Origin of the sequence: Curtobacterium sp. MCLR17_055, from assembly GCF_003234305.1 — a bacterium.
GTDB classification, from domain to species: domain Bacteria; phylum Actinomycetota; class Actinomycetes; order Actinomycetales; family Microbacteriaceae; genus Curtobacterium; species Curtobacterium flaccumfaciens.
The window spans coordinates 21,575-31,395 of the sequence record NZ_QKSX01000026.1 but is presented as its reverse complement, the minus strand read 5'-3'; the positions used below and the strand labels follow the sequence as shown (position 1 = coordinate 31,395).

Here is a 9,821-nt window from a genome sequence, read left to right as displayed (position 1 = left end):
GGGTTGCGCTGGGTGGGGGTTGCGCTGGCTGGTGGGGCTCGCGTTACCTGGTCGAATCGGGCGTACCGGGTGATTTCGGGCGTACCGGGGCGAAAGTTCCGACCAGGTACGCCCGTTTCCACATTCCATCGCGGGCGTTCTGGGAAGGAACGCCCGCTCGTGTTCCCCGTGTCGCGCTACGCTTCGCTCGTCGTTGTGAGAAGGGGGAGCGCGATGGTGCTCAGTTGGTCCGCGTTCGGTGAGCTCGAGGGTCCGGGGGAGTCGGGGATGCCCGACCTGTTCGACGGCTGGTTCGGCATCGCGTTCGGGGTCGTCGCCGCGTTGGCGATCCTCACGACCCTGACGATCGTCATCCTGGCGCTCTACCGCGGCAAGCGGATGGCCGACCGCGGTCAGAACCCGCTCACCATGCAGGAGGACATCGCGTACCAGGCGATGCAGAGCCGCACGTTCGCACCGGACAAGCCACTCGAACAGCGGCTCGCCGAACTCGACGACCTGCACGCCCGCGGCGTGATCTCCGACGAGGAGCACCGCAGCGCCCGAGCCGAAGCGCTGCGTGGACGATGATGGCCTCCGAAGAAGTGCACAACCCCCTGATCCCGCCGGTCTACGACCTCGTCTGGACCCTGCTGATGGCGCTCATCGTCATCGCGGTCATCGTCGCCGTGTGCATCGCGGTCGTCCGCAGTCGGCGCCCGCACGGCGCCCGTCGGAGCTCGCCGGAACAGCGGCTCCTCGAACTCGACGAGCTGCACGCCCGCGGGGTCATCACCGACGACGAGCGTCGAGCCGCGCGGGCCGAGGCCCTGCGCGGTTAGCCTGGTCGGGTGCTGCTGCCGACGGACCTGCTCGGGGTGTGGGACCTGCACCGCACCGTGCACGACCACCGTGCCGGGGCCACGGGGAGCGTCACCGGGACCACCACCCTGACCCGGGTCAGCGACGACGAGGTGCGCTGGGACGAGTCGGGCGTGATGACCTTCGACGGCCGGACGACCCCGGTGTCACGGACCCTCGTCCTGCGGCGGACGAGTACCGGCGGGGCGCACCGCGCCGACGGCGGCTGGACCGTGCACTTCTCCGACGGTCGAGTGTTCCACGACTGGGTCTGGGGCACGAGCGTCGCCCACGCCTGCACCCCGGACGACTACACGGGTGCCTTCGACGGCGACGAAGACCGCTGGACGGTGCGGTGGGAAGCGCGCGGCCCGGCGAAGGACTACCGGCTGGACAGCGTCCTCACCCGACCCCGGTCGTGACCCGGGGTCGGCGGTCACCGCCAGACTGGGGGCATGGCACGCTCCTCCGGCACCGACGCCCCGCGCATCACCCTGACCGAACCGACGAACCTCGAGGACTGGGTGCCAGCACCCGGTGACGTCCTGACGGGTGACCGCATCGAGGGCAAGCGCATCGACGTCCTCGACCTGGCCGGCGAGCGACTGCCCGACCTGGAGATCGAGGAGTGCGTCATCGACACGTTCCGGGGCGACGACGCGGACTTCCGTGGGCTCCGGGTCCGTGACTCGATCATCGACTCGCTCGACGCCCCGATCCTGCGGGCGTCGAGCAGCACGTGGCGCGAGGCCCGGGTCTCCGGCGGGCGCGTCGGCTCGGCGGAGCTGTACGACTCCGGGCTGAACGGCGTGGAGTTCGTCGGCATGAAGTTCGGGTTCGTGAACCTGCGCGGGTCGACGATCACCGACGTGGTGTTCCGCGACTGCGTCATCGACGAGCTCGACATCGCCGACGCGAAGCTGCTGCGGGTGTCGTTCGACGGCAGCAGCATCCGCGCCGCCGAGGGGTCGAACACCCGCATCGACCACGTGGACCTGCGCGGAGCGGACCTCGATCGGGTCGAGCGGCTCGAGGGGTTCCGCGGGGCCACGATCGGGGCCGACCAGCTGTACACGCTCGCACCGCTGCTGGCAGCACAGGCCGGCTACCGCGTCGACTGACCGAGCCCGGGTTTCGCGCTCACCGACACTCCACGCCCACCCGGCCCCGCGAACTGTCGCTCAGCGCGAAACATCGGCCGCGCCGACGCCCGCACCGGCGCCCGAAACAGCGCCGACCCCGGCCAGCGCCGCCGCCAGGTCGGCCTGCACCAGGTCGCCGTGCACTGCCGCGCCCGTCTGGGTGCCGGCCGCCGCCGACGCGATGACCGTCGCCATCGGGGCCGTCACGTTGCCGGCTGCGTAGACCCCGCGCACGGCGGTCTGCCCGGCGGCGTCCACGGTCAGCGCCGTCGCGAACCGGTGGTCGCCCATGAACTGGTCGGTGGCGGCGAGGCCGAGCCCGGACAGGAACGCCACCCGCGCTTCGGGCCGGCTGGCCGTGGCCAGGGCATCGAGCTCGACGAACGACCCGTCGCCGAGCCGGACCCCGGTCAGCCGGTCACCCTCGGAGACCACGGCGGCGACCGGTCCCTGAACCACCGAGACGCCGCGGGCCGCCAAACCGGCCAGGGTGGTGTCGTCCATCAGGGCCGGCTCGGTCAGGAACACGATCACCCGATCGCTCAGCGCCCGGAACATGAGCGCGTGGTGTGCGCCGTTCGGCGTCGTGACGAGGACCCCGATCCGCTGGTCGCGGATCTCCCACCCGTGGCAGAACGGGCAGTGCACGACCCCGCGCCCCCACTGCTCGGCCAGGCCCGGGACCTCCGGCAGGACGTCCACGGCGCCGGAGGCGACGACCAGCCTGCGCGACGTGACGACCTCGCCCGAGTCCAGCGTGACCGAGAAGCCGACCGGGTCGTGACCGTCACCGGTCGTGGCGGACGTGGCCACGATCCTCCCGGCCGTGACCTGGACGCCGTAGGCGGCGACCTCGTCGCGACCGATGCGGACCAGCTCGGTGGGCGCGACGCCCTCGTGGCCGAGGTAGTTGTGCGCGCCGGCCGCCGGGGCGTTGCGGGGCTCGCCGGAGTCGACGACGAGCACCGAACGCCGTGAGCGGCCGAGGATGAGGGCGGCGGAGAGGCCGGCGGCCGAGCCGCCGATGACGATGACGTCGAAGTGTGCAGGCATGCGCTGATCATGCGGCGGATCGAGCGTGAACAGCAACGAAGTTTGCCGCTGTGGCAACATGTCCGCCATGGGACACGGCAGCCAGGACGCGACCGCCCCGCGCACGACCGCCGAGGTCGTCGACGGGGTCGGCCCCCGACTGCGCGCGCTGCGTGCCCACCGCGACGTCACGCTCGCCGCGCTGTCCGAGCAGACGGGGGTCTCGGTGAGCACGCTGTCGCGGCTCGAGTCTGGGCAACGGAAGCCGACGCTGGAACTGCTGCTGCCCCTCGCCCGGGCGTACCAGGTGCCCCTCGACGACCTGGTCGGCGCGCCGCAGACCGGCGACCCGCGCGTGCACATGAAGCCCGAGGTGCACGGCGGCCGCGTCGTCGTGCCGCTGACGAAGCGGACCGGTGGGGTGCGCTCGTTCAAGCAGCTGTTCCCGCCGAACACCCCGGGTGGGGAGCCGTCGCTCAAGACGCACGAGGGCTACGAGTGGCTCTACGTGCTGTCCGGGCGGCTGCGGTTGGTGCTGGGGGAGCACGACCTCGACCTCGGACCCGGTGAGGTCGCCGAGTTCGACACCCACACCCCGCACTGGATGGGCAACGTGACCGACTCCGTCACCGAGGTGCTGTGCCTGTACGGGCCGCAGGGTGAGCGGGCGCACGTGCGGTCTCGACCCGCCCGGTGACCCCCTGCGTCAGTCCGTGAAGACGTTCGCCACGACGTCGTCGAGCAGATCGGTCGTCTCGATGTTCGACTGCTGGATGTGGATGCCGATGTTGCCCCGGGTGAAGTACGTGTCGCCGTCCGTGACCGGGTACTGCGAGTTCTTCGAGACCTTCTGGCACAGGGACCCGTCGGACTCGTCGCCGCAGTCGTAGCCCTTCGCGCTGAGCTGCTCGAGCGCGTCGCGGGCTGCGGTCGGGTCGACGGCGTCGACCGCGATGGACAGGTACGAGATGTCGGCCTGCGGCTCCCGCCACACGCAGTACAGGCGCTTGCCGTCGCCCTGCAGCGCCGGGGTGAACGAACTCTTCGGGATCGCGATCGGGTCGCCGACCACCGACGGGTCGTTGAGCGGTGCCGACGCGAACGCCTTGTCCCACTTGCCAGGGGTGATCAGGTCGGTGCAGCTGGCCGGGACGGTGGCGGTGTCGTCGCTCGGGGCCCCGGTGTCGGAGGGGCTCGGAGCGGTCGTGGTGTCGGTCGGGCTCGGTGCCGTCGTCGGGTCGGCTGCGGTGGTCGCGGTGTCGCTCGCGGGTCCGGCCGGTCCGGCCTGGGCGCAGCCGGTCAGGGTGAGGCCCGCCGCCAGCAGGGCAGCGAGCGTGATCGTGTGGCGCATGGTTCCCCTTCGTCCAGTCGCGTCAGGTCGTGACCGTCGCTCACGAACGTACCGACCGGGGGCCGCGGTGGCTGAGACCGTCACCGATTCGTTGTCCCCCGACCCCGTCGGTCAGCGGCTGCGCCACCACCGCCGCGACCGCGACTGCGATCGCAGCCGTCGCGCCCACCGGCGCACCGGGTTCGCCCGCCGACCGTTCACGCGGAACGTGTGGAAGGCGCGTCGCGTCCGCACCCAGACGGACGGGAGGCCCGCCAACGGTCGCGCGGACACCTGCACCGTGAGCACGGGGTCGGCCACCACCCGCCAGGCCGGGTCGAGCTGCATGCTCAGGTCGACGTCGTCGTGCACCTCGGCGTCGTCGCGGTGCGCTCGCCCACCGACCGCGGCCCAGGTCGACCGGCGCATCGCCATGGCGGACCCGAACAGCGGCGGACGCCCGAGCGCGCTCCACATCAGGACGAAGTACGGGCCCATGTACACGGCGTTCCACAGTCGGCGCACCACGGCGCCACCGTTCCGCGGCCGGCCCGGACCGGTGACCGCGACGACCTCGGGGTCGGCGAGCAGCCGGACCGCGTCGGCGATCCACGACGGCGGTGGGACGGAGTCGGCGTCGAGCCGCACGACGACGTCGCCGGACGCACGGTCGTAGCCGCGCGCCGAGGCCCGGGCGATCCCGCGCACCGGCTCCGTGAGCACGACCGCGCCGGCGTCCCGGGCGATCGCCGCGCTGTCGTCGGTGCTGCCGTTGTCGACCACGACGACCTCGTCGGCGGGCCGGGTCTGGGTCGCGAGGGCGGCGAGGCACCGCCGCAGGTGCACGGCGTCGTCCCGCACGGGGATCACGACCGAGACACGGAGCACCCGTCGATCCAACCGGCTGTCGCCTGTGCGGATTACCGGACCGCGTTTCCCGGTGATCCTGGGACCGGACCAAGAGGGCACGGCGCAAGTTCGTTGCGAAACGCCCCCGGTGCACGCCGGGGACGACGACAACCGGAAGGCCGACCATGACCACGAACCCACCCGGGAACGACTCCGGGACGCCCATCCACGACCGCACCGCAGCCTCCGAGGGGCACGAGGTCGCCCCCGGCGTGACCGTGCCGTCGTACGCCAGCGGTACCCCCGCCGCGCGACCCACCGACCCCGGTGCGCCCCAGACCTACGACCCGTACGGCGACAGCGCCGCCGAGGTGCCGTTCGACGCACCCCTCGACGCCGTCCCGGCCGACGAGCAGCTCCCCGCCGTCCCGTCCGCGGCATCCGCCGGCAGCGTTGGTGGCTCCGGCAGCACCGGCAGCGGCTCCGGCTCCGGCAGCACCGGCAGCGGCTCCGGCTCCGGCAGTGACTCGGGCAGCGGCTCCGGCAAGGCCGACGCGGCCAAGGGCGCCGCGCAGGACGTCGCCGGCGACGCCAAGGAGCAGGCCGCGAACGTCGCGGGCACCGCCAAGGAGCAGGCGTCGAAGGTCGCCTCCGAGGCGACCGACCACGCCAAGCAGCTCTACGGCCAGGCGTCCGAGAACCTCAAGCAGCAGGCCGGCGAGCAGCAGCAGCGCGCTGCCGGCGGACTCCGCTCCCTCGGCGAGCAGCTCGGTCGCATGGCCGAGAACGACGACGAGCAGGGCGTCGCCTCGAAGGTCGTCCGCGACCTGTCGGGCCGCGCGACCTCGGCCGCCGGGTTCCTCGAGAACCGCGACCCGGGCTCGCTGCTCGACGAGGTGAAGACCTTCGCCGCGAAGCGCCCCGGTACCTTCATCGCGATCGCCGCCGGTGCTGGCCTGCTCGCCGGACGCCTGACCAAGGCGCTCGCGACCGAGGTCAAGCACGAGAAGGAGGCCGGCGACGGCACCACCGGATCGGGGAGTGGCGTATGAGCCAGTCCGTCCCCGGCGCGACACCCCTGGGCGAACCGACGCCCGAGGAGCGCGCTGCGACCACACCGCTCGGTGAGCTGCTGTCCGACGTGTCGCGTGACCTCTCCAGTCTGTTCCGGCAGGAGGTCGCCCTCGCGAAGGCCGAGCTGACCGACTCCGCGAAGAAGGCCGGCAAGGCGGGCGGGATGTTCGGCGGCGCCGGACTCACCGCCGTGTTCGCCCTGCTGTTCCTGTCGATCGCCGCGTGGTGGGGCCTCGGCTACCTGATCGGCAACGCCTGGTCCGCCCTGATCATCGCGGTCGTGTACGCGATCGTCGCCGCGATCCTGGCCGTCCGCGGGCGCAAGGAGATCAAGGAGATCAAGGGCGCCCCACAGACGGTCGAGACCGCCAAGGAAGTCCCCGAGACACTCAAGCCCAACACCGGGAGGAAGCCATGAGCACCCCAGACGAGATCCGCGCCGACATCGAGCGCACCCGCGGCGAACTCGGCTCCGACGTCGACGCCCTCGCCGACAAGGTCAGCCCGTCGTCCATCGCCCACCGCCAGAGCGAGAAGGTGAAGGGCCGGTTCCAGGACGTCCGTGAGTCCGTGATGGGCGCGGCCCAGTCGGCCCGCTCGAGCGCCTCCGGTTCCGCCTCGGGCGCGACCGGCCAGGCGAAGGACGTCGCGCAGAAGGGCGTCGAGAAGGCGAAGGGCAACCCCCTGGCCGTCGGCCTCATCGCGTTCGGTGCCGGTTGGCTCGTGTCGTCGCTCCTGCCGACCACCGAGAAGGAAGAAGAGCTCGCCGGTGAGCTGAAGGACAAGGCTGCACCGCTCGTCGACGAGGTCAAGGAGCAGGCGAAGGACGTCGGCTCGCAGCTCGGCGACGTGGCGAAGGAGCACGCGCAGGACCTCAAGGGGACTGCGCAGGACGCCGCGCAGGCGGTCAAGGGCGAGGCGCAGGGGGCCGCGTCCGACGTCAAGGACAACGCGCAGGGTGCGGCGGACGACGTCCGCAGCAGCTGAACGGAACCCGATGACGGACTCGAGGCCCGTGGCGACATCGCCACGGGCCTCCAGTCCGTCACGCGGTAGCGTTCCGGGCATGGACCCGATCGACGAGCTCGCTGCGGAGCTCCGACAGTCCATCGGCCGGGTCGTGCGTGCCGCACGACGCGAGGCGGACGCGCTGCCGGCCACGCACACCACCACCCTCGGGTTCCTGCACCGCGAGGGCCCGATGACGATCGCGGATCTCGCGCGCCGCCGCGGGGTGAAGCACCAGGGGCAGTCCCGCACGGTCGGCGAACTGGCCGAACTCGGGTACGTCGACCGGACGGCGTCGGACACCGACCGCCGAGCGTCGGTCATCCGGATCACGGACGCCGGCCGGGCCGCACTGCAGCGGGACATGGACGCCCGCACGGACTGGCTGGCCGACGCGATCCGCGAGGAGACCGACGCCGAGGAACGTGCGCTGCTCCGCCGTCTGCCCGAGCTGTTCGAGCGGGTCGCGCGTCGGGCCGACTGAACGACCGCTCACATTCTGGGCAGCCGCAGAAGTACAACACGGCTGTACAGTTGTTCGCATGGAGTTGACGAAGTACAACCACGCCACCGTCGTCCTCGAGCAGGACGGCGTCACCCTCGTCATCGACCCCGGGGTGTTCACGCCCGAGGCCGTCGACCTCGTCCGCGGCGCCGCGGGCGTCCTCGTCACGCACGACCACCCCGACCACTTCGACATCGACGCCCTGCGCGCGGGACTCGCCGCGAATCTGGACCTCGTCGTCCGCGGTCCGGAGACCGTCGTCGAGCAGCTCGGCGAACACCACGGCCGGGTCGCAGCGGTGCACGCCGGCGACACGATCACCGTCGGACCGTTCTCCGTCCGGGTCTTCGGCGAGCAGCACGCGGTCATCCACCCCGACATCCCGTCCACCGCGAACGTCGGCTACCTGGTGGACGACGCGGTGTTCCACCCGGGCGACGCGTACCTCGAGCCCGGCGTCCCGGTGCCGACCCTGCTGCTGCCGACGAGCGGGCCGTGGACGAACACCGCCCAGGCCGTCGACTACGTGCGCGCCGTGGCGCCGGAACGGGCGGTGCAGATCCACGAGGCGATGCTGAGCGAACTCGGCCAGCAGTCCGCCGCGCGCTTCCTCGGTCCGGACGGTCTCGGGCCGGTGCCCGTCCTGATCCTGCCGGCGGGGGAGACGATCACCGTCTGACGGACGCGGGCGGCCCCTGGGAGGCGATCCGGGCCTCCCGAGCAGCATGGACGGATGGCCGACGCACCCACGACAGCAGTCCTCTTCGACATCGACGGCACCCTCGCCGACTCGAACTACGCGCACATCGACGCATGGTGGCGGGCGTTCCTGGCGGCGGGGGAGTCCGTCGACGCCTGGCGGATCCACCGTGCGATCGGGATGGACTCGGCGAAGCTGCTCGAGACGCTGCTGCCGGACGCGTCCCAGGAGACCCGCGACACCGCGAAGCAGTCCCACACCGCCTACTACGCCGAGCAGATGCCGCGGCTCCGGCTGCTGCCGGGTGCGCGCGAACTCCTGCAGGCCGTCGCCGAGGCCGGGCACGCCGTGGTCCTGGCGACCAGTGCGCCCGAGCACGAACTCGCCCGCCTGCGTGACCTGCTCGACGCGGGCGAGTGGGTCACCGCCGAGACCAGCTCCGAGGACGTCGAGCAGGCGAAGCCGGACCCCGGCATCATCCGGGTCGCGCTCGACAAGGCCGGGGTCTCCGCCGACGACGCCGTGATGGTCGGGGACGCCATGTGGGACGTCGAGTCCGCCGGCAAGGTGGGGGTGCAGTGCGTCGGCGTGATGACCGGCGGCATCGGGGGTGACGAGCTCCGCGGTGCCGGGGCGGCCGAGGTGTACGACGACGCGGCGGCCGTGCTCGCGGCGTTCCGCGCCGGCGAGGGCCCGATCGCGGCACTCGGCCAGCGCGCCTGACGGGCGGCGCCGGTCGCGCCCGACGGGCGGGCCGGTCGCGCCCGACGGTCGCCTCGGTTTCCGCGTCGTCGGTCGCCCGTGCCAGGATCGACGTTCGTGATCACGATCGAACGCGTGTCCTGGGACGACCCCCGCAGCGTGGTGCTCCGCGCCCGCATGGACGACGAGATGCACGAGCGCTACGGGTCGGCGAACGCCGGCGAGGACCCGGCGGTCACCGCCGAGCGGAGTCGTGCGCTGAGCGTCGACCCGTCGACCGTCGTCACCTCGATCCTGGCTCTCGACGAGTCCGGCGACCCGGTCGGGCACATCGCCGTCCGACGTCTGGGCGACGAGGTCGAACTGAAGCGCCTCATCGTGCTGGCCTCCGCGCGCGGCAAGGGTGCGGCCACCGCACTGCTCGACGAGTGCGAGCGCGTCGGCCGTGAACTCGGCGCCCCGCGGCTCATCCTGCAGACCGGCGACAAGCAGCCCGACGCCGTGGCGCTCTACCGCAAGACCGGCTGGGACCAGATCGACGTCTACGAGCCCTACGCCGCGACGATGCCGTGGTCGTTCTGCTTCGAGAAGACGCTCTAACTCGACCCGATCCAGATTGCACTTTCAACACGAGAGTGC

15 protein-coding genes are annotated in these 9,821 nt (G+C 72.2%); 12 read left to right on the top strand and 3 right to left on the bottom strand.

The genetic code is table 11. The features are described from left to right. Window positions 1-213 precede the first annotated feature (213 nt). From DEJ09_RS17150 to DEJ09_RS17135, 4 genes are read left to right on the top strand one after another with little or no spacing between them, the layout of a single operon-like run. Window positions 214-570, top strand: coding sequence for an SHOCT domain-containing protein (locus DEJ09_RS17150; protein ID WP_111089374.1), 357 nt, complete (start codon window positions 214-216; stop codon window positions 568-570). After that, window positions 570-821 (top strand): hypothetical protein, encoded by a 252-nt coding sequence (locus DEJ09_RS17145; RefSeq protein WP_111089373.1) that lies wholly within the window; start codon window positions 570-572, stop codon window positions 819-821. The genes DEJ09_RS17150 and DEJ09_RS17145 overlap by 1 nt, the downstream gene beginning before the upstream one ends. 9 nt (window positions 822-830) lie before the next feature. Further along, window positions 831-1,262 (top strand): DUF6314 family protein, encoded by a 432-nt coding sequence (locus DEJ09_RS17140; protein ID WP_111089372.1) that lies wholly within the window; start codon window positions 831-833, stop codon window positions 1,260-1,262. A gap of 33 nt (window positions 1,263-1,295) precedes the next feature. Next, window positions 1,296-1,961: a pentapeptide repeat-containing protein gene (locus DEJ09_RS17135; protein ID WP_111089371.1), complete on the top strand. Its 666-nt coding sequence runs from the start codon at window positions 1,296-1,298 to the stop codon at window positions 1,959-1,961. A gap of 60 nt (window positions 1,962-2,021) precedes the next feature. On the opposite strand, the gene DEJ09_RS17130 is transcribed toward DEJ09_RS17135, so the two are convergent. Continuing rightward, a complete protein-coding gene (locus DEJ09_RS17130) occupies window positions 2,022-3,035 on the bottom strand; it encodes an NAD(P)/FAD-dependent oxidoreductase (RefSeq protein ID WP_111089370.1) in 1,014 nt (337 codons plus the stop codon). Between the two features lie 58 nt (window positions 3,036-3,093). Between DEJ09_RS17130 and DEJ09_RS17125 the strand changes: the two genes are divergently transcribed. Beyond that, complete coding sequence (locus DEJ09_RS17125) at window positions 3,094-3,711, top strand: helix-turn-helix domain-containing protein (protein ID WP_111028625.1); 618 nt, start codon at window positions 3,094-3,096, stop codon at window positions 3,709-3,711. A 9-nt stretch (window positions 3,712-3,720) separates the two neighbouring features. Here DEJ09_RS17125 and DEJ09_RS17120 read toward each other — a convergent pair whose 3' ends face one another. Next, window positions 3,721-4,365 (bottom strand): hypothetical protein, encoded by a 645-nt coding sequence (locus DEJ09_RS17120; RefSeq protein WP_111089369.1) that lies wholly within the window; start codon window positions 4,363-4,365, stop codon window positions 3,721-3,723. 111 nt (window positions 4,366-4,476) lie between these two features. Next, complete coding sequence (locus tag DEJ09_RS17115) at window positions 4,477-5,232, bottom strand: glycosyltransferase family 2 protein (protein WP_258373944.1); 756 nt, start codon at window positions 5,230-5,232, stop codon at window positions 4,477-4,479. 146 nt (window positions 5,233-5,378) lie between these two features. Here DEJ09_RS17115 and DEJ09_RS17980 point away from each other — a divergent pair, with 146 nt between their 5' ends. The 7 genes from DEJ09_RS17980 (at window position 5,379) to DEJ09_RS17085 (ending at window position 9,782) form a co-directional block, all read left to right on the top strand. After that, a complete protein-coding gene (locus DEJ09_RS17980) occupies window positions 5,379-6,245 on the top strand; it encodes a hypothetical protein (protein WP_258373943.1) in 867 nt (288 codons plus the stop codon). Beyond that, entirely contained in the window at window positions 6,242-6,685 is a 444-nt protein-coding gene (locus tag DEJ09_RS17110; protein WP_051597109.1) for a phage holin family protein, read from the top strand. The genes DEJ09_RS17980 and DEJ09_RS17110 overlap by 4 nt, the downstream gene beginning before the upstream one ends. Continuing rightward, window positions 6,682-7,254 carry a DUF3618 domain-containing protein gene (locus DEJ09_RS17105; RefSeq protein WP_027467152.1) on the top strand — a complete coding sequence of 191 codons (573 nt, stop codon included), beginning with the start codon at window positions 6,682-6,684 and terminating at the stop codon, window positions 7,252-7,254. The genes DEJ09_RS17110 and DEJ09_RS17105 overlap by 4 nt, the downstream gene beginning before the upstream one ends. A 79-nt stretch (window positions 7,255-7,333) precedes the next feature. Beyond that, window positions 7,334-7,759: a MarR family winged helix-turn-helix transcriptional regulator gene (locus tag DEJ09_RS17100; RefSeq protein ID WP_111089368.1), complete on the top strand. Its 426-nt coding sequence runs from the start codon at window positions 7,334-7,336 to the stop codon at window positions 7,757-7,759. 58 nt (window positions 7,760-7,817) lie between these two features. Then, the gene (locus DEJ09_RS17095) at window positions 7,818-8,459 is read left to right on the top strand and encodes an MBL fold metallo-hydrolase (RefSeq protein ID WP_111089367.1); all 642 of its coding nucleotides are present in this window, start codon (window positions 7,818-7,820) and stop codon (window positions 8,457-8,459) included. A gap of 54 nt (window positions 8,460-8,513) precedes the next feature. Further along, entirely contained in the window at window positions 8,514-9,203 is a 690-nt protein-coding gene (locus DEJ09_RS17090) for an HAD family hydrolase (protein ID WP_111089366.1), read from the top strand. A gap of 96 nt (window positions 9,204-9,299) precedes the next feature. Continuing rightward, window positions 9,300-9,782, top strand: a complete 483-nt coding sequence (locus tag DEJ09_RS17085; protein ID WP_258373942.1) for a GNAT family N-acetyltransferase — start codon at window positions 9,300-9,302, stop codon at window positions 9,780-9,782. The last annotated feature ends 39 nt before the right edge of the window (window positions 9,783-9,821 follow it).

Bases quoted from the DNA above. Each gene is read 5' to 3' on its own strand.
- DEJ09_RS17135 (WP_111089371.1), top strand. From the start codon at position 1,296: ATGGCACGCTCCTCCGGCACCGACGCCCCGCGCATCACCCTGACCGAA.
- DEJ09_RS17980 (WP_258373943.1), top strand. From the start codon at position 5,379: ATGACCACGAACCCACCCGGGAACGACTCCGGGACGCCCATCCACGAC.
- DEJ09_RS17100 (WP_111089368.1), top strand. From the start codon at position 7,334: ATGGACCCGATCGACGAGCTCGCTGCGGAGCTCCGACAGTCCATCGGC.
- DEJ09_RS17120 (WP_111089369.1), bottom strand. From the start codon at position 4,365: ATGCGCCACACGATCACGCTCGCTGCCCTGCTGGCGGCGGGCCTCACC.
- DEJ09_RS17130 (WP_111089370.1), bottom strand. From the start codon at position 3,035: ATGCCTGCACACTTCGACGTCATCGTCATCGGCGGCTCGGCCGCCGGC.
- DEJ09_RS17095 (WP_111089367.1), top strand. From the start codon at position 7,818: ATGGAGTTGACGAAGTACAACCACGCCACCGTCGTCCTCGAGCAGGAC.
- DEJ09_RS17150 (WP_111089374.1), top strand. From the start codon at position 214: ATGGTGCTCAGTTGGTCCGCGTTCGGTGAGCTCGAGGGTCCGGGGGAG.
- DEJ09_RS17110 (WP_051597109.1), top strand. From the start codon at position 6,242: ATGAGCCAGTCCGTCCCCGGCGCGACACCCCTGGGCGAACCGACGCCC.
- DEJ09_RS17145 (WP_111089373.1), top strand. From the start codon at position 570: ATGGCCTCCGAAGAAGTGCACAACCCCCTGATCCCGCCGGTCTACGAC.
- DEJ09_RS17105 (WP_027467152.1), top strand. From the start codon at position 6,682: ATGAGCACCCCAGACGAGATCCGCGCCGACATCGAGCGCACCCGCGGC.
- DEJ09_RS17125 (WP_111028625.1), top strand. From the start codon at position 3,094: ATGTCCGCCATGGGACACGGCAGCCAGGACGCGACCGCCCCGCGCACG.
- DEJ09_RS17090 (WP_111089366.1), top strand. From the start codon at position 8,514: ATGGCCGACGCACCCACGACAGCAGTCCTCTTCGACATCGACGGCACC.